The 20248-nt window shown below is 34.0% G+C and carries 12 protein-coding genes and 2 pseudogenes; 12 read left to right on the top strand and 2 right to left on the bottom strand.

Annotation, left to right across the window (positions count from 1 at the left end; genetic code table 11):
- Positions 1-773 precede the first annotated feature (773 nt).
- On the bottom strand, positions 774-1787 hold the full coding sequence (locus tag ACM55F_RS04425; protein ID WP_416852798.1) for a substrate-binding domain-containing protein: 1014 nt from the start codon (positions 1785-1787) through the stop codon (positions 774-776).
- Positions 1788-2218: 431 nt separating this feature from the next.
- Here ACM55F_RS04425 and ACM55F_RS04430 point away from each other — a divergent pair, with 431 nt between their 5' ends.
- From ACM55F_RS04430 to ACM55F_RS04460, 7 genes and pseudogenes are all read left to right on the top strand, one after another.
- A complete protein-coding gene (locus ACM55F_RS04430; RefSeq protein WP_416852509.1) occupies positions 2219-3232 on the top strand; it encodes a PfkB family carbohydrate kinase in 1014 nt (337 codons plus the stop codon).
- Positions 3233-3244: 12 nt separating this feature from the next.
- Positions 3245-3697: pseudogene (locus tag ACM55F_RS04435) on the top strand (NanQ anomerase/TabA/YiaL family protein).
- Positions 3698-3707: 10 nt separating this feature from the next.
- Positions 3708-4373 carry a beta/alpha barrel domain-containing protein gene (locus tag ACM55F_RS04440; protein WP_416852511.1) on the top strand — a complete coding sequence of 222 codons (666 nt, stop codon included), beginning with the start codon at positions 3708-3710 and terminating at the stop codon, positions 4371-4373.
- Between the two features lie 11 nt (positions 4374-4384).
- Positions 4385-5197, top strand: a complete 813-nt coding sequence (locus ACM55F_RS04445) for an SDR family oxidoreductase (protein WP_416852512.1) — start codon at positions 4385-4387, stop codon at positions 5195-5197.
- A gap of 37 nt (positions 5198-5234) precedes the next feature.
- A complete protein-coding gene (gene uxuA / locus ACM55F_RS04450; protein WP_416852513.1) occupies positions 5235-6398 on the top strand; it encodes a mannonate dehydratase in 1164 nt (387 codons plus the stop codon).
- Between the two features lie 8 nt (positions 6399-6406).
- Positions 6407-7828 carry a glucuronate isomerase gene (gene uxaC / locus ACM55F_RS04455; RefSeq protein WP_416852514.1) on the top strand — a complete coding sequence of 474 codons (1422 nt, stop codon included), beginning with the start codon at positions 6407-6409 and terminating at the stop codon, positions 7826-7828.
- Positions 7818-9179, top strand: coding sequence for an MFS transporter (locus ACM55F_RS04460; RefSeq protein ID WP_416852515.1), 1362 nt, complete (start codon positions 7818-7820; stop codon positions 9177-9179). Before uxaC ends, ACM55F_RS04460 begins: the two co-directional genes overlap by 11 nt.
- 208 nt (positions 9180-9387) lie before the next feature.
- Here the strand turns inward: ACM55F_RS04460 and ACM55F_RS04465 are convergent.
- A pseudogene (locus ACM55F_RS04465) lies at positions 9388-9526 on the bottom strand (IS3 family transposase); the annotation flags it as partial.
- A 931-nt stretch (positions 9527-10457) separates the two neighbouring features.
- Between ACM55F_RS04465 and ACM55F_RS04470 the strand changes: the two are divergent.
- From ACM55F_RS04470 to ACM55F_RS04490, 5 genes are all read left to right on the top strand, one after another.
- Positions 10458-13403 (top strand): SusC/RagA family TonB-linked outer membrane protein, encoded by a 2946-nt coding sequence (locus ACM55F_RS04470; RefSeq protein ID WP_416852517.1) that lies wholly within the window; start codon positions 10458-10460, stop codon positions 13401-13403.
- Positions 13404-13428: 25 nt separating this feature from the next.
- Positions 13429-15081 carry a RagB/SusD family nutrient uptake outer membrane protein gene (locus ACM55F_RS04475; protein WP_416852518.1) on the top strand — a complete coding sequence of 551 codons (1653 nt, stop codon included), beginning with the start codon at positions 13429-13431 and terminating at the stop codon, positions 15079-15081.
- A 65-nt stretch (positions 15082-15146) separates the two neighbouring features.
- A complete protein-coding gene (locus ACM55F_RS04480; protein ID WP_416852519.1) occupies positions 15147-15968 on the top strand; it encodes an SDR family oxidoreductase in 822 nt (273 codons plus the stop codon).
- Between the two features lie 45 nt (positions 15969-16013).
- On the top strand, positions 16014-17894 hold the full coding sequence (gene uidA / locus ACM55F_RS04485; RefSeq protein WP_416852520.1) for a beta-glucuronidase: 1881 nt from the start codon (positions 16014-16016) through the stop codon (positions 17892-17894).
- Between the two features lie 260 nt (positions 17895-18154).
- A complete protein-coding gene (locus ACM55F_RS04490) occupies positions 18155-20164 on the top strand; it encodes a glycoside hydrolase family 3 protein (protein ID WP_416852521.1) in 2010 nt (669 codons plus the stop codon).
- Positions 20165-20248: the final 84 nt, after the last annotated feature.

A 20248-nucleotide genomic window follows, 5' to 3' on the forward strand; every position in this document is an offset into this window, starting at 1 on the left:
AGATTTGTTTGTAAAATATCAGGGGTGATTTTACGGATGATTTTAGTCAAATAATCCAAAGAACACTGCTGCTATTGAAAATCAAAATCGACTACAAATATACTCGAATTATAAGATTAATAGCGACTTTCTATTCTAAAATTAAAACGTATTTTTTAGGTGGCAGTACTACTTGGGTAGCATTGAATGTCTTACATATTTCTGGCAGAATAGTGTAATTGATTTAAGTTTTCGGCTATTTGTTGTAAAGTCTTACCTCCTTTCGGTTAACGACTTGGTATGCTATCTTTTATTTTTTGATACAATCAGCTTCGATGCGGTACTAATGTATTTATTTCAAAATGCACATAGTTTTGAGTCCGCAAATAGGTATTGTCCAAGTATTAAATTTATGGACATTGAAATCCATTGTAGATGTATGTAAGTAAAAAAATGGTGTTGATCAAATCACTACTAAGATAATTCTTTATGGTAGTTGTTTATTATTAAGTAACAGTATTTTTTCTCAAACAGAATTTTTTAATTCCAAGATTGCTTTTTCCGACAGCCAGTTATCGAATTTCTATTCTTCCTTTAGCATCAATTTAAAGTTTAGTGTAAAATGTTTTAATAAATGCATCGATGATGTTTTTCCACAAAAAAAGGCAATAGGCTCTATTCTTAATATTTGGTGTAATTTTTTTGCTATACTTAAGATAAGCTTTTCTTTACGAATCTCTGATATTTAAGACAGCTACTACTATATTTCACAACAAGTAAAAATTTCGCGAGTTTTAATAATTTTCTTTTATGATAATTTCCAAAGGCATGTAATGCGTATTTTGAACATTTTCTTTGAGTATAATTTTTTTATATAAATATTCAACAGCCAAATAACCTTGTTGCTCTGGTTTTTGATTTATTAAAAAATTAATAACTCCCTCTTTCAGATATTTTACATTTTCCTCTAATAAATCGTAACCAACTAATACGATGTTTTTTAGGTTGTTTTTGCTCAAAAATTCAGCAACAATATATGATCTTGAATTTGGAATAAAAATTGTATCAATTCCTTCAAACATTTTTACGTTTAGTTGTTTTTGACCGGAGTCTTTCAATCTGATTTCTGAAAACTTAAAGTTTGCAAATTCTTTATGATCTTCAAAAAAAGAATAGAATCCCTTAATTCGTTGCAGGTATACGGAGGTGCTTTCTATTTCGCGAGTGATTTTTATTATCAAAACGTTATTTTCTGAAGCTGAATTATAACAAACGAGTCTTCCTGCGAGATATCCGCTTTGAAAAGCATCTTGACCTATATAGGCAAAACTGTCAACTTCTTTTATATTAGAGTCAATCATGACTACCGGAATATTTTTCTTTTTACATTGATTTAAAAATAAAATTGATTCCTCATGAAAGATAGGAGCAAATAAAATACCGTCATATTTTTGCTCTAATAATTTTGAAGCTATTTTTTTGAATGAATTTGAGTTGTATTTGTAAAAATAATAATCTAAAGTAACTCCAAATTTTTGAAATTCATCTTCTGCTCTTTCAATACCGTTAATTGGGATTTCCCAATATTCAAGTCCTTCATTTTTAGGTAAGAAAACTGCAAATTTAAACTTTTTGTTAAAGGCGAGATTGCTGGCAAAAATATTTTTTTTATAACCATGTTCTTTTATAATGGCATTAACTTTATCAATGTTCTCTTGCGTAACTTGTCCTCGATTATGTATAATCCTATCTACTGTTCCCTCAGAAACAGCAGCAAGCTGAGCAATTTTTTTAATTGTAATAATAATCGTTTAGTTTAAGGTTATGATAAAATTTCACTTTTCATAAGTGAAATCAAAAATAATGTTTTTTTTTAATTTACAAAAGTCTTAAATGTATGACAGATAATCAAAAAAAATGATTCTTTTTAATTATGAATAATTGTTGGCATTAGAATTTCTTTAACATAATAGGATATTTTTTTTGCATGATTGAAATTTTATTATATATTTGTCATATTCCGTGTACGTACACGAATTGATTTCTTGTTTCTTGATATTGATTTAAGAAAGAATAGTTTTATGAAAATAAATTTGCATTTTTTTTATAAAGAATAGACAAATATATAAAAAAAAACGTGCGCGAACACGTTTTGACTCTTTCTGTAGTTTTTATTCGCTATAGTTTAAATACAGTTTAAAATAATCGCTTTGCAGATCAAATAAAAAAATTAAATATAATGAGTAAGAAAGTGGTAACTCTAGGTGAAATTATGTTGAGATTGTCAACACAAGATCATAAACGTTTTGTTCAGTCTGAAACATTTGATGCCACTTATGGTGGAGCAGAAGCGAATGTTGCAGCTGCTATGTGTAATTATGGATTGCAAGGGACTTTTATTACAAAAGTGCCTGATAACGCTATTGGTCAATCGGCAATTAATCATTTGCGTCGTTTTGGTGTAGATACTCAATTTATAGTTAAAGGAGGAAATCGTTTGGGAATTTATTTTTTGGAACCAGGTGCATCTTTGCGAGCCTCGCAGGTTATTTATGACAGAGCAGGATCTTCCATTGTTGATTTTAATATAGAGGAGTTTGATATTGATGCCGTTTTAGAAGGTGCCCAATGGTTTCATACTAGTGGAATTACTCCAGCCTTGAGTGATCAGGCCGCCGCATTAACTGAATCGGTTTTGAAAGCTGCAAAAGCAAAGGGGATTACTACCAGCATCGATATTAATTATAGAAAAAAAATATGGAGTAAAGAAAAAGCTGCTGAGGTATTGGGAAGAATTTGCCAATATGTGGATGTTTGTATTGGAGCTGATACCACTTTGGGTTTTGAACCAAAAGAAAACGATGTCATAGATGGTAGAATAACTATTGCCGGTTTTAAGGATATTTTCAAACAAATGAAAGAAAAGTTTGGATTCAAATTTATAGCCACCTCATTACGAGAAAGCCATAGCGCGAGTGATAATAGTTTTAGTGCTTTGGTTTATGATGGCACTGAATTTCACGTGACCAAGAAATATGATGTCAGAATTGTTGATCGTGTCGGTACAGGAGACTCTTTTGCAAGCGGTTTAATTTATGGTATGGTAACAGGTATGTCAACGCAGGATACTGCTGAGTTTGCAGTTGCTGCCAGCGTAATTAAACACACTATTCCCGGGGATCTTAATCACGCGTCTTTAAATGAAGTGTTAGAGTTAATGAAAGGTGAAGGAAGTGTTAGGGTTCAACGATAAAAAAATACATTTATGATTATAAATTCTCTAGAAAATGCTTCAAAATATTTTAGCATAAATCCTTATTTTAAAGAAGCATTTGAATTTATAATGAGCCACAGTAATCTTGAAAAAGCGGAAGATGGTACTGTTGGCACTTTTGAAAATTTAAAGGCTTTTGTGGTAACATTCCAAGGGGTATCAAAAGAAATTAGTTTGTCAAAGTTTGAATGTCATGATAAGAATATTGATATTCAGTACTGAATCAAAGGGAAAGAAACTTTTGGCTGGAAGCCCAGACAGAAATGTGTAATACCTAATGGCGATTATAATCCGGAAAAAGAGGTACGATTTTTTAGTGATGCACCCGATATGTTTTTCGAATTAGCAAAAGGTCAATTTGTCATTTTTTTTCCGGAGGATGTTCACGCTCCCATGATTGGAGTCGGAGAAATTAAAAAATTAGTAATAAAAATTAAGATATAAACATAAGTAAATGAAAAATATCCAACAAGTAACAGATACCATTATTCAACAGGGAATATTGCCTTTGTATTTTAATGCAGATGAAACAATAAGTATTGAAGTGCTTAAAGCGATCTATAAAGCAGGAATAAAAGCGGTCGAATATACGCACAGAGGCGATACAGCCTTAAATAACTTTAAAGCACTTGTTAAATTAAGAAATTTAGAAATGCCCGGATTGTTAATTGGTATTGGTACAATCAAAAATTTAAACCAAGCTAAAGAATATCTTCAAGCAGGAGCTGATTTTATAATAAGCCCCGGTTTTGTTCCCGAAATTGCAAGCTATACGCTAAGTAAAGATATTTTTTATGGGCCAGGTTGTATGACACCTTCGGATATAATTGCAGCTGAAAATGCAGGAATACGATTCATTAAATTATTTCCCGGCAACATACTTGGAATAGCATTTTTGAATAGTATCAAAGATATTTTTCCAAATCTTTTATTCATGCCTACAGGCGGAGTTGATGCTACTAGAGAAAGTATTGAAGCTTGGTATGAGGCAGGAGTTTGTGCGGTGGGCATGGGTAGTAAACTGATCAGTAAAATAGTGATGGATCAAAAGGAATATCAATCTATCGAAAATAATACCACCGCAGTTTTGAGTTTAATTCAATCTATAAAAAATCAATAAATAATATAAACATGAATGATCTATTTAATTTAAAAGGAAAAGTCGCTTTAATAACAGGAGGAGCAGGGGTTTTAGGAGGTCATATGGGTGAAGTTTTGGCACAATCTGGCGTAATTACTGGGATAATGGGATTGTCCATGGCAGAAGCAGATCTTGTAGTGAATAAAATTAACGCTAATGGAGGGCAAGCTTTTTCTGTAGTAGCCAATGTATTAGACAAGGATTCCCTTGAAGCAGTAAGAGATTTTATTATAGAAAAATACGGACGCCTTGATATTTTAATTAACGCTGCAGGAGGAAATATGCCGGGCGCGACTATTGCTCCAGACAAGGCGATTTATGATATGCTAACGGCAGATTTACAAAAGGTATTGAACCTAAATATTATTGGTACAATGTTACCCACACAAGTTTATTCAGAAGTTTTTGCTAAACAAAAACAAGGAGTAATAATCAATATATCTTCAGCTTCGGCACAACGTCCTTTGACCCGTGTTGTGGGATATTCCGCATCAAAAGCTGCTGTCGATAATTTCACTAAATGGATGGCTGTGGAAATGGCAACTAAATTTGGAGAAGGAATACGTGTTAATGCCATTGCTCCGGGATTTTTTATTGGAGAACAAAATAGAGCGCTGTTATTAGAATCAGACGGAAGTTTGACACCTAGAGGAGAGAAAATTATTGATCAAACTCCAATGCGACGATTTGGTGTACCAGACGATTTAAGCGGAACGTTAATTTGGCTGTGCAGTGATGCTTCTAAATTTGTTACGGGTATTAGCGTAAATGTAGATGGTGGATTTGGGGTGTCAAGTATATAAATAAAGTAAATAATAATAATATATAAAATATAAGCAAATGGAACAAACATGGAGATGGTACGGACCAAATGATCCTGTGAAATTATCTGACGCTAGACAAGCCGGTGCAACCGGAATTGTTACTGCCTTACACCATATTAAAAATGGACAAGTGTGGGAAGTGGATGAAATCATGAAGAGAAAAAATGAAGTGGAAGCTGCAGGATTAACTTTTTCAGTTGTAGAAAGCATTCCAGTTCACGAGGATATCAAAAAACAATCGGGTGATTATTTGAAATATATAGAAAACTACAAGCAAAGTATTAAAAACTTAGCGGTATGTGGAATTAATATAGTTTGTTATAATTTTATGCCCGTTTTAGATTGGTCCAGAACCGATTTGTCTTATGAAATGCCTGATGGGTCAAAAGCCTTGCGTTTTGATATCAATGAATTTGCTGCTTTTGAATTGTTTATTTTAAAAAGACCTGGAGCAGAAACTACTTATTCTGAAGCACAGCAAGTAAAATCGAAAGCTACTTTTGAAAAGTTAACCGATGCTGATAAAGTAAAATTGCAACAAAACATTATTGCTGGTTTGCCAGGTGCAGAAGAATCCTATACTGTTGAAGATTTCTTAAAAGTACTACAAGGGTATGATGGTATTGATGCCAATAAATTGAAAGAAAATTTATATTATTTCTTGCGTGAAATCATTCCAGTAGCCGAGAGTGCAGGCGTTTTAATGGCTATTCATCCTGATGATCCTCCTTATCCAATTTTAGGTTTGCCTCGTGTGGTAAGTACCGAAGCAGATTTAATACAATTACTAAATGCAATTGATTCACCATCAAATGGATTTTGTATGTGTACGGGTTCTTACGGAGTTATTGCTAAAAATGATTTGCCAGGTATTGTAGATCGTCATGGGGATAAAATGAATTTTATTCATCTTAGAAGTACCCAACGTGACGCTGAAGGAAATTTCTATGAAGCAAATCATTTAGAAGGTGATGTAGATATGTATGAAGTGGTAAAATCTATTCTAAAAAAACAAAAAGAAACGAAAAGAATCATCCCAATGCGACCAGATCATGGCCATCAGATGTTGGATGATTTAAATAAAAAAACAAATCCAGGCTACTCTGCAATCGGACGTTTACGCGGTCTTGCTGAATTACGTGGATTAGAAATGGGAATTGAAAAAAGTCTATTTAATTAAAAATATTTATGTCTAAAAAAACATTTATTTCAGACGATTTTTTGTTAAATAGTCCGACAGCAGTAGTACTTTATAATGAATATGCTAAAAAACAGCCTATTGTAGACTTCCACAATCATTTGTCTCCAAAAGACATAGCCGAAGATCGCCAGTTTGAAAATATTACCCAGATTTGGATTGAAGGGGATCACTATAAATGGAGGGCCATGAGAGCCAACGGAATTGACGAAAAATATATTACAGGTAATGCAACTGATTTGGAGAAATTCAAAAAGTGGGCTGAAACAGTTCCATATACCTTAAGGAATCCTTTGTATCATTGGACGCACATGGAGTTGAAAATTTATTTTGGAATAGAGGAACTTTTAAATGCCGAAAATGCCGAAACTATTTTTAATACTTGTTCAGCCTTATTACAGACTCCAAATTTTAGCGTCAAAAATTTATTACGAAAAATGAATGTGAAAATGGTAGGTACAACAGATGATCCTACGGATGATTTGTATTATCATAAACAAATTCAGGATGATAAATTTGAAATAACAGTTGTGCCTAGTTTTCGTCCTGATAAATCGGTGAATATAGAAAATGGAATAGAATTTTTGAAATGGATTGATAAACTTGAAAAAAGTGTCGGGCATACTATTCTCAATTTTGATTCTTTTGTAAATGCAATTCAAATGCGTCATGATTTCTTTCACGAAATGGGCTGTCGGATATCTGATCACGGACATGGAACTTATTACGCCGAAGATTTTACAGCAGATGAGGTTGCTGCAATTTTTGATAAAGCAAGGGAAAGTAAAAAACTTAGTGATTTAGAAATAGACAAATACAAATCAGCAATGCTTATAAAATTGGCATTAATGAATAATGAAAAATCGTGGACACAACAGTTTCATGTGGGGGCTATTCGAAATAATAATAGTAGGATGAATCAGATGCTGGGTCCTGATAATGGTTTTGATTCCGTTGGATCTCCAAATACTGCCGAAAAAATGGCTCGGTTTTTTGATAGACTTAATCTGGCTAACGGACTAACAAAAACGATTGTCTATAATCTTAATTCTAGTGAAAGCGAGATGGTAGCTGCGATGGTTGCTAACTTTAATGAGGGGCCAATTCCGGGGAAAATGCAATATGGAGCTGCCTGGTGGTTTTTAGATCAAAAGCAAGGAATGGAAAATCAGTTAAATGTGTTATCTAATTTTGGGTTATTGAGTCGCTTTGTCGGAATGGTTACCGATTCAAGAAGTTTTATGTCCTTTTCTCGACATGATTATTTCCGACGAATAGTATGTAATATGCTCGGGGATGAAATGGAAAAAGGTTTGCTTCCTAATGACACGGTTTTCATTGGTAAAATGGTTGAAAATATTTGTTTTAATAATGCTTTAAACTATTTAAAAACAACCGTATATGAACAATAAAATAAAAAATTATCGTTGGACAATTTGTGGACTCTTATTTTTTGCTACTACAGTTAATTATTTAGATAGACAAGTACTTAGTTTATTAGCACCCAGTTTATCTAAGGAATTCAATTGGTCAAATAGTGATTATGCTAATATTACTGCAGTATTTCAATTTGTTTATGCAATATCCATGCTTTTTGCTGGTAGGATTATCGATAAATTAGGGACAAAATGGGGTTATATTCTGGCAATTTCTATTTGGTCAATTGGAGCTATAATGCACGCTTATTCAATAGCTATTGGAGGTGTTTTTACCAATGCTTTGGCTTGGGTAGGAATCAGTGCAGTTCCAATATCAATTGCCGGTTTTATGGTGTCCAGAGCAGTTTTAGGTTTTGGTGAGTCGGGAAATTTCCCTGCTGCGATCAAAGTCACAGCCGAATATTTTCCAAAAAAAGAACGTGCTTTGGCAACAGGTATATTCAATTCAGGTTCAAATGTTGGTGCAATATTAGCGCCATTAACGGTGCCATGGATTGCTGTTCATTGGGGATGGCAAAGTGCCTTTATAGCAGTTGGTGCAATAGGTTTTATATGGATTTTATTTTGGAATGCTTTATATGAAAAACCTGAAAATCAAAAGAAGTTGTCCAAAGAAGAATTTGATTATATCGCCAGTGAAAATGACAATACGATCATTCAGATAGTCGAAACAGAAGAGAAGGTTGCTTGGATTAAATTATTAGGCTACCGTCAGACTTGGGCCTTTGTAATTGGAAAATTTTTGACAGATGGTGTTTGGTGGTTCTTTTTATTTTGGTTACCAAAATATCTACAGGCAGAGTTTAACATGGTGGGTACCGCTATCGTTTTACCTTTAGTGGTTTTATACAGTATGACAATGATTGGCAGTATTGGAGGAGGTTGGTTTCCTGTTTATTTTATTAATAAAGGTTTTACTCCTTATGATGGAAGAATGAAAGCGATGTTAATAATTGCAATAGTTCCGCTGGTGGTGTTATTGGCACAACCGTTAGGACATATTAGTTTTTGGATTCCGGTACTATTGATTGGTTTAGGCGCTTCAGCACATCAGGCATGGTCTGCTAATATTTTTACTACAGTATCGGATATGTTTCCTAAAAAAACTATAGGTTCTGTGGTGGGAATTGGAGGAATGGCAGGTGGAATAGGCGGGGTTCTTGTTACGAAGACAGCCGGTGCTTTAATTGATCATTTTGAGGCTTTAGGACAAATTAAGACGGGTTATACCCTTGTATTTGTTTTTTGTGCAACGGCTTATTTATTAGCTTGGTCAATAATGAAGCTATTAGTTCCTAAATATGCTCCTATACAGGATTTGTAATGCTGTATTCTTCTATGATTTCTAGACTGCGTCCAAAAGTTTAGACAAGTTTATAATTAATTTTGACACTAATGAGCTCGATATTACATCGGGCTCATTTCGTTTAAATTCAATTTTATCATTAGTATACTATTTGAGATACGCTTTAATTTCTGTTTAACGGTTTTATAGCGCTAAATTTTATGATATTAAATTGTTCTGATTTTTACATTCCAAAGAAGTTTTCCATAAGTGCATCATCTAAACAGTTTCCTTTTCCTGACGTTTTGTACTAATCCCTTTTTTTTCAATAGTATTTTATAGTATTTCATTTGATATTGGCGGCCTTGATCTGAGTGTAATAGTGGTATTATTTGATAGTACTTTAAAATATTTTTTAGCCTGTTGGTTATTTGTTTAAAATTTGGTTTTTTAGCTAATTCATAATTTATTATAGGTAATAAATACAATTTATTAACAGATACTTATATTCCGCAACAGCAGTAGCCTATTTTTCATTGGGCTTAATAGCCTTAAAATTACGTTGTACTATATTGCGAGCTCTTTTCCTTGTTCGCCTTAGAATACAAAGAGGCTCAAGTATATAATCTATTCGACAAAATTGAAGTATTTGTAAAAGGAAAGGATGTATTGAAAAATAAATGTAATTATTATTTTATTTTCACCAAAATTGAGAAAGAACCACTCTGCTCAGTAATACCCACCATATTCACTCAATCGAATAATAACCTATATAAGTCCTTTTAAAGCAGCCGCTTTGCATGGGTTTTTAATTTTCGGTTTTGCTTTCTAATGGTTTTATTTGTAATTCAAATATTCTATTGTTGCTGCCGGAAAAACTTTTTTCCAGTGTTACTTTAAATGGTAAGAAACTTTTATAAGCCCTAAGAGGTTTGTCTTTTGTATTAGTATCGCTAATGAATATTTTTAGTAAATCAAATCCCTTATATTCTTGTCTAATTTTTCTAAGATCCTGCCTTATGATTTTAATTTATTTAATGAAAATCAAGCTCTATTTTTAGAAATAGTTAAATTTATAGATAATAGTTTACAAAACTATATTTAAAAAAACACATAATTAAATTTTATGTTTTTTTTTGAGAATAATTATAAATTTTATTTTTTATTTAAGAAATAAGACTTATGTTTGCGCACACGGTAATACTAAAATGCTTTTTTTTAAAAAATTACGTGTGCCTACACGAAGGAAGTTTAATAATGAGCATTAGTCAATAATTATCCAAAAACAAATAAATTAATTCCTAACCAAAAAAAATTATGAAAAAAACAATTTTTATGTTGCTCTTAGTTTTCTCTACTGTTATTTATGGCCAATCTGAAAAAATAAAAATTTCAGGTAAAATAGTAGATGAAAATAATCAACCGCTACCTGGGGCCTCTATTCTTATTAAAGGTACAAATAATGGAGCGGCTACTGACTTTGAAGGGGCGTATGCTATACAGGCTAATGCAGGTTCTACATTGGTATTTACCTTTATTGGTTACGATCAGAAAGAAATTGCAGTTGGTAATCAAACTACTATTAATGTAAAACTAACTCCTACGAATAACACTTTAAATGAAGTAGTTGTTGTGGGGTACGGTACGCAGAAAAAATCTGATGTGACAGGGTCTGTTACTTCTTTATCGAAAGAACGACTTTCACAACTTCCTGTTACCAATGTACTGCAATCGGTGCAAGGTGCCGTTGCCGGGGTAAATGTAATTCAGAGCTCATCTGCTCCAGGAAGTGGAACTTCAGCTCAAATTCGAGGAGCAAGTTCTATCAGTGCTGCGACAGGTCCTTTTATCGTTTTGGATGGTATGCCATTTAGTACTACAGGAGGATCTTTAAATGATATCAATCCCAATGATATTGAATCATTGGAAATATTGAAAGATGCTTCGGCAGTTGCGATTTATGGAACTAGGGGAGCAAATGGTGTTATTTTGATTACTACTAAAAAAGGAAAATCAGGAAAACCAGTTATAAAATTCAACACCTATGCTGGTATTGAACAGTTTTCCAATAGAGTAAATCCTATGGGGCCAACTGAATATGTACAAAAATATGCTGACTGGAAAGTACAGTCCGGAGCATCGGATACGAATGTTTTACCGAATCTTTATGAGCAACAAAACTATGCCAATGGTGTAGTTACCGATTGGATGGATCAAGTGGATCAACTAGGAAAAATCCAAAACTATAATGTGAGTATCTCTGGAGGTAGCGAAAGTGTTAAGTACTATATTTCAGGGGATCTTTTAGAACAAAAAGGAGTTCTGAAAGGGTATAACTTTCAACGTGGGAGTCTTCGATCAAATATTAATGCCAAAATAACGCCTTATTTAGATGGAGGAGTAAATTTATTTTTGACAAACAATAATTATGATGGTGGCCACACTAATTTAACTTTGGCAGGCAGAATGAGTCCTTATGGTAGTCTTTATGATGCCAATGGAGATTATGAAGTGTTTCCGATGTTTGGAGAACTGGTATTCAGAAGCCCAATGGCCAGATTGAGTAGTCCTCGTAACGACAGAAATCAAAATATTACAGCGAATGCTTTTTTCGACTTAACTCCAGATTTTTTGCCTGGATTTAAATACAAATTAAATGTAGGCTATACTTTGGTTCCAACTCAATTTCAAAGTTATTTAGGCAGAAAAACGGGGGATTTATTAGGTACCGCTATGGTAGCAAATAGCGAAACCAGAAGTATGACTGTTGAGAATATATTTAATTACAACAAAAGCTGGAAAAATCACACTATAGGGGTTACTGGACTTTATAGTGCACAACAAACGGATTTCTTTTCGTCTACTACATCCGCTTCAGGATTTATTAATGACCAGTTGTCTTTCAATAACCTTTCGACAGCTTCTTCTACGTCTGCAAGTTCTCAAGGATATAAGTCAAATCTTTTGTCACAAATGTTACGATTAAATTACTCCTATGCCAGTAAGTATCTTTTTACGGCTACGGCAAGGAGAGATGGTTACTCCGCTTTTGGATCTAATAGTTCAAAATACGGTTTGTTCCCTTCGGTAGCGTTAGGTTGGAATATCTCGAAAGAAAAGTTTTTAGAAAATTCGGATTTTGTTAGTAATTTGAAATTAAGAGCTTCTTATGGACTTTCAGGAAATCAGGCAATTAATCCAAACGTGACTTCATCCACTGCGACTACTGTCAGATTACCTTTTAATGGTGTAAGTACCGTAGGTGTTGTAGCTAATGTATTAGGGAATAAAGATCTTACTTGGGAAAGTACCCTTGGAACTAATGTTGGGTTAGATTTTGAATTGTTCAACAAAAGAATTTCCGGAACCATTGATGGGTACAGTACACGTACCAAAGATTTATTGTTATTGCGTGCCATACCGGATATAACGGGTTATAGTAAGGTATTACAAAATTTGGGAGAAGTATCTAATTTAGGTTTGGAGATTTCACTAAAAGCTACAGTTCTTAATTTAGAGAATTTTAGATGGGAGACCAGTGCCAATTTTGCTACCAATAAAAACAAAATTGTTGATTTATACGGAGATAAAAAAGATGATATTGGTAATAGATGGTTCATCGGTAAACCGATAGGTGTGGTTTATGATTACAAACAAGTAGGTATATGGCAGGTAGGAGAAAATCCTGCAGGAGTAGATCCTACGGCTAAACCGGGAGATATAAAATTTGCAGATACAGATGGAAGCGGAACAATTACTCCTGCTGACAGAGTTGTTTTAGGCCAGACTGCTCCAAAATGGACAGGAGGGATTACCAATACGTTCCATTATAAAGATTTCCATTTAAATGTTTTCATTCAAACAGCACAAGGAATTACTAAAAGCAATAACTTGTTGGATTATAGAGATTATGGAGGCAGACAAAATTTACCTGCCGGAGTTGGATATTGGACAGCAGCAAATCAAAATAATACAAGACCTGCACTTTCTTATACCAATACAAGAGACTATAATTATCCAAAAGATGCCAGTTATACCAGGCTAAAAGATGTAACACTAAGTTATGTAGCCAATACTAAAGTACTTGATAAATTACATTTAGGAGGATTAACGATCTATATGAGTGGTAGAAACCTGGTAACCTGGACCAAATGGTTTGGATGGGATCCAGAGGCTGATTTTGATAAAACTTTAGCGTTTGACACGAATAGTTATCCTTTGACTTCTGTGTTTACAATTGGTACAAATATCACTCTAAAATAAGTAATAACTTTTAATAACTTTTAAAATGAAAAATAAAATATATATGGTTAGTCTTCTGATTTTAATGGGAGTTAGCTCTTGTCAGAATGATTATTTAGATGAAAAATTATATTCAAGTTATGATCCTACAGAACTCAATGATGAGCTGGGATTAAATGCTGCCCTGGTTGGTTTGCAAAACCAATATTCAGCCTGGCACACATTTATTTCTTTGCCTAATGCGACAGGTCAGGGCTGGTTAGGCTGTTGGCAAATCGGTACTGATGTGGCCTATAATAAGTCTCCGGCAGACATGGATCCATGGAGTGTTCCTTTTACTGATTATGCGAATCTTACTTCTACAGATCCGGCAGTATCATATGCATGGAAATGGGCATATAAAATTATTAATAATTCAAATTCAATTATTGCTGCCCTTGATAATCCTAAAACTGTTTTAGCTCAGGCTGCTAAAGATAAGATAGCCGGAGAGGCTAAGTTTTACAGAGGATTGGCTTATAATACTTTGGTAACTCTTTTTGGTAAAGTGCCATTGATTACAGTTCCGGTCAGTGGACCAAAGACTGATTTTGTAAGAGCAGATTTAGCTGATTTGAACCAACTTATTGTGGATGATTTAGTATTTGCAAAAACAAATTTGCCTACTGTCAACAATGTCAGCAGTAATGTAAAAGGAAAGATGTACTCAAGAGCCCATTCTGCAATGGCTTCGCAGGTACTTGCCGAAGCCTATTTGAGAATGGGACAAAACAGTCTTGCAGAGGCTGCCTGTGATGCGATTATAAATAGCGGTGATTTCAGTTTGGTAAACCAAAGATATGGTGTTAAAGCAAATCAGCCTGGAGATCCATTTTCTGATATGTTTATTTATGGAAACCAAAGGAGATCTCAAGGAAACAAAGAGGCAATCTGGGTATTAGAGATTGAAAACCCATCATCAGTGGTAGGAGGTACAGGATCAAGTTTGCCTGCAGGAACAACCGATGAAATTGGATTTCCACAACACCGAAGAGTTTGGGGATCTCGCTACCACCAACAAAAAGGGATGTTGCTTTGTGATTCTTTGGGAGGAAGAGGAATCAGCAGAATTGCTTTGACTAATTGGGTATTGAACAGTCTTTATTCCCCTGGTGACATGCGAAATTCAAAATACAATCTAAGAAGAGATTATTACTATAACGACCCTACTTTTGCAAAGTTTGGGCAAAAAGTAGATATCAATGATCCATCAGTGAATACCCAGCGATTTATTGTGCCTCAGACCAATAAGTGGAATCAATACGATCCTAAAGATCCCTTTGGATCTGCTATGATAAAAGATATCATTATTATGCGATTGGGAGAGACCTACCTGCTAAAAGCAGAAGCACAGTTTAAACAGGGAAAACTTTCAGAAGCAGCCCAAACAATCAATATTTTGAGAAGCCGTGCCAATGCCGCTCCGGTTACTGGTAGTGATGTTACAATAGATTTTATTCTTGATGAAAGAGCAAGAGAACTTCTTGCCGAAGAAAATCGTAGAATGACTTTGATGCGTACGGGTCAACTTGTAAATAGAGTAATTGGGAGAGGTCAAAAAATTACAGGAATTAGTGCCACTAATTTACTATTGCCAATTCCTCAAACGGAAATTAATTTGAATAAAGATGCTGTTTTAGAGCAAAATACTGGATATTAAAAGTTGTTTAATTAAAACGAAACAATTTAAATCTGTTTCGTTTTAATTATTAAAAATATGATAAAATGACAAAAAAGAATATTTTTTCGCTTGACAATAAAGTGATTGTTGTTACGGGAGGAACGGGTGTTTTGGGAGGCCATTTTGTAAATGCAATTGTTCAAGCCGGAGGTATTGTAATCATATTGGGATTGAATGAAGAAAGAGGAAATGCTCAAGTTGAAGAAATAAAGCTAAATGGTGGAGAAGCTATATTTTTAAAGGTTAATGTGCTAGACGAACTGCAACTAGTGGATGCAAAAGAAAGAATAACTCAAAAATACGGTAAGATTGACGGTCTAGTTAATGCAGCAGGAGGTAATGTCCCAGAAGGGATTCTAAATCCAGACGATGATGTTTTCAATTTGAACATTGAAGGGATGAAGGAAGCTATGGAACTTAATTTGTGGGGCACTATTATACCCAATCAAGTTTTTGGACCTGCTCTGGCTAAGACAGGAAATGGTTCTATTGTCAATATTTCCTCAGTAGGTTCAAAAAGAGCTCTAACCAGAGTTTTGGGATATAGTATGGGTAAGGCATCTATAGATTACTATACAAAATGGTTTGCCGTTGAAATGGCTAATAGATATCAGGATTCCATCAGAATAAATGCTATCGCACCGGGTTTTTTTCTATCGGAACAAAATCGCAACTTACTAACTAATCCTGATGGGTCTTATACCAGTAGAGCGGATTCAATTATAAGACAAACGCCATTTAAACGTTTTGGGAAACCAGAAGAATTAGCTGGAGCTTTGGTATGGTTGTTAAGTGATGCATCTAAATTTGTAACCGGAATGGATATTGGTGTTGACGGTGGATTTACAATAAATAGCGGGGTTTAAAATAAAAGAAGAAACAATCAATTAATTAATAAAATTAGATTACTTATGAAAAATAAAATTTTAATAGTAGCGATTCTGTTTGTCTCGTTCATTAAGGCGGTAGGCCAGGATTTTAAAACAGCTGAGACCAAAGATATTGCTTTATTTCCGCAACAAAATGAGTTCAGAAATAAAGAGAATATTTCAGGTATATGGAAATTTCAGAAAGATTCTCTAGATGTTGGAGAAGCTCAAAATTGGAAGAATGGTTTGCCTAATACTCGTTCTATAGCCGTTCCGGGAAGCTGGAACGAGCAGTTTACGGATAGTAGAGATTATCTTGGGACTGCTTGGTACGAAAAAGAAATATTTATACCTAGTTCTTGGAAAGGTCAAAAAATTTATGTTAGAATTGGTTCCGCTAATTATGCTTCTAAAGTGTATCTCAATGGAAAACCGGTAGGTACACATGAAGGAGGGAATTTGCCTTTTGCTTTTGACATATCGACACTTATAAATTGGAATGTAGCAAACAGAATAACGATTCAATTGGAGAATGTATTAAAACCAACTCGTGTTCCCACTGGTGGTGGTGTAGCTGGAGGATTCTTCAATAGTTATCCAAAAGCTAATTTCGACTTTTTCCCTTATGCAGGTTTACAGCGTGATGTATTTTTGTATAGCGTCCAGTCAGTTGCTAATATTAAGGATCTAACCGTACAAACAGGATTTGAAAACACGACAGGTTCTGTTAATGTAAAAGTAGATACTGAAGGAAAAGCTACCAAGGGTAAAGTTACTATTTCTGGAAATAACAAAGTATACGAATCTGAATTTGTTCTAAATGGCAACACTGCAAATGTGCTTGTTAAAATTCCTGAAGTACGACTATGGTCCACAGAAGACCCATTTCTTTATAAAGTGTCAGTTAGTATCAGTGATGCCAATCGTATTATAGATACTTATGAATTGGAAACAGGGGTAAGAACCATTTCGACTAATGATAAACAAATACTTTTAAATGGAAAACCTGTGTTTCTAAAAGGATTTGGTAAACATGAAGATTTTCCTGTTTTTGGAAGAGGGACGGCAAACCCGATAATTATAAAAGATTATTCCTTGTTGAAATGGGTAGGTGCGAACTCTTACAGAACATCGCATTATCCTTATGATGAAGAATATATGAATATGGCCGATAGAGAAGGAATATTAATCATCAATGAAATTCCAGCTGTTGGTTTGTATTTTCATGGTGATAAAGAAGAATTAAGATTGAGACAAATTGCCTGTAAAAAGTATATCGAGGAACTTATTACCAGAGATAAAAACCATCCATCAGTAGTGATGTGGAGTGTTGCTAATGAACCTTTTCCAGAAGGGATTAATTTATCACCTGTAGATGTAAAAAAAGCAGATCCACAATCAGTGATTTTGTTTAAAGAATTATTTGACCTTGTAAAAAAATTGGATCCTACCAGACTAAAAACACTTGTTGGAGTAATGGGTGGACCAGTAGAATGGTTGGCATTATCGGATGTGGTATGTATTAACCGCTATTGGGGTTGGTATACGAATCAAGGCGATATTAAAACCGGAGCTAAAATGCTTAGCGATGAATTAGATGATTTATATAGTAAATTAAAGAAGCCAATCGTTATTACGGAGTTTGGAGCAGACACCTTTCCTGGAATGCATGCGGATCAGGCAGAGATGTTTACGGAAGAGTATCAGGTGCAATTCATTAAGGCTTATCTTGATGTAGCAGATACAAAAGATTTTGTGGCAGGAATGCATGTTTGGGCTTTTTCAGATTTTAAAACCGGTCAGGCGATTATTCGATTTGGAGGAATTAATTACAAAGGGGTGTTCACAAGGGACAGAAAACCCAAAATGGCAGCTCATTATTTAAGAGAAAGATGGACAAAAAAGCCGGAAGATAAAAAATAGCAAGGGTTACAAGTTTAAAAAACATCTTATAAAATATGCGCTATAACTCTTAATATTATATTGGTTCTTCTGGTTTTTTTGTGAAAATAAAATCATTTTTATGCTTTTATAATGCATGTCCTTAAATTCCTAACATGCTTAAAAAAAGATACTACACTTAAAAATGTTTCACATCTTTTCTGGTAGAACCATTATATTAAAAATTGAAATTAAAACAGTATTTCAATTTTTTTAAGACATTAATTTCATAAAACACGATTATGACTAATTATCACATAAACATTACAAGAATTTTATCATTTACTTTGGTTTCATTTGTCACTTTTGCTCAAAGTCCTGTGCAACTAAAATTAGGAAACCAAGGGGTTCAAATCATCAAATCACAAGGGTTCGAATTTAAAGATTTGAATAAAAATGGTAAACTGGATAGATATGAAGATTGGCGATTACCAAATGAAACTAGGGTTAAAGATTTGATTTCTCAAATGACTTTGGAAGAAAAAATAGGTTTTATGCTAATCAGTACCACAAGAATGGAAGGTGATTACGCATTTCAACAGGATGCTCCAAAAGTAGAAATAAAAAGTGGATTTAATGAAGAGGACTTGGTTCAAAACATTAATATGTTTTCCAAAAAACCATTACCAGTGCCAGTAATGTCAGCTGTTGGGACTACAAAGGCTGTAACGCAATATAATCTTAGGCATTTTATTCTTAGAGCTAATACTAGCGCAAAAAACATGGCGGAATGGAGTAATAATCTGCAGCGACTTTGTGAATCTTCAAGATTGGGAATTCCGGCTATAGTTGCTTCAAATCCAAGAAATCATATCACAGTGGATGCCTCTTTAGGTCTAAGCGTAGGAACCACAATTTTTTCAAAATGGCCCGGAGAATTGGGACTTGCTGCCATGCGGGATTTAGAATTGACAAGAGAGTTTGCAGATATTGCGAGACAAGAATGGGCTGCAGTTGGTCTTCGTAAAGGATATATGTATATGGCTGATCTTGCTACAGAGCCACGCTGGCAAAGAGTAGAAGGGACTTTTGGTGAAAATGCCGATTTGGCAGCTTCAATGATACGAGAAATAACTTTAGGTTTTCAAAAGAATGAATTAGAAACAGGTTCTGTCGCCTTAACGATAAAGCATTTTCCAGGTGGAGGTCCACAAGTAGATGGTCAAGATCCGCATTTTGTTTGGGGTCAAGATCAACATTATCCAGGGAGCATGTTCGATTATCATTTAAAACCTTTTCAGGCAGCTATCGATGCGGGTACTTCATCTATTATGCCCTATTATGCAAAGCCTATAAATACACAATATGAAGCGGTTGCCTTTGCTTATAATAAAGCTATTATTAATGATCTTTTAAGGGTTAAAATGGGCTTCAAGGGTATTATCAATTCGGATACTGGACCTATAGAAATGATGCCTTGGGGTGTTGAAAATTTAACTATTTTAGAACGTTATCAAAAAGCAATTGATTGTGGTGTAGATCTATTTTCAGGTACGGGAGATCCTACTTTATTGTTGGAGACTGTTAAAAAGGGTATGGTATCTGAATCGAGAATCAATCAATCGATAGAAAGGCTTTTAACCGAAAAATTTAAATTAGGTTTATTTGAAAATCCGTATGTTGATGTTTCTTATGCCGAAAAAATGGTTGGAAACAGTGAATTTCAGAAAAGGGGAGATCTAGCCTTTAGAAAATCTATTGTGTTATTAAGAAATGATACGAAATTATTGCCAATTAAAAAAGGAACTAAAGTATATCTGGAGTCAATATATAATGATAGTAAAACAAATACTCCTGTTTCAACTAGTCTGGCTAATGAATTAGGTATTGAATTTGTCAAAGATAAAAAAGATGCTGATTTAGTTGTCCTATGGCTTACACCTACTGCTGGCAGTCTTTTTAGCAGTACAGGTGCTGAAATAAAATTACAATTATCAGATAATAAAATTGATGTCGCGTATATCAATGAAGTTACTTCCAACAAACCTACAGTAGTCGTTATAAATTATTCGAATCCATGGGTGATTGACGAAATTGACACTAAAAATTTACAAACGGTATTGGCTACTTTTGGAACTTCCTCAGATGCCTTATTGGATGTTTTAACGGGAAAATATAATCCAACCGGAAAAATGCCTTTTACTACTCCAAAATCTCGTCAGGCAGTATTGGATAATCAATCAGATGTTCCAGGGTATTTAAAACCAAGTGGTTACGCATTATTTAAGTTTAATGAAGGGTTAGGGTATTAATCTTTGTATTATTAGAAAATGAAAAATAAAATTTATACCCATCATTAAATAGGTTTGAGAATAAGAATAAGGTTTGTATAAATA

Origin of the sequence: Flavobacterium melibiosi, assembly GCF_048158545.1 — a bacterium.
GTDB classification, from domain to species: domain Bacteria; phylum Bacteroidota; class Bacteroidia; order Flavobacteriales; family Flavobacteriaceae; genus Flavobacterium; species Flavobacterium melibiosi.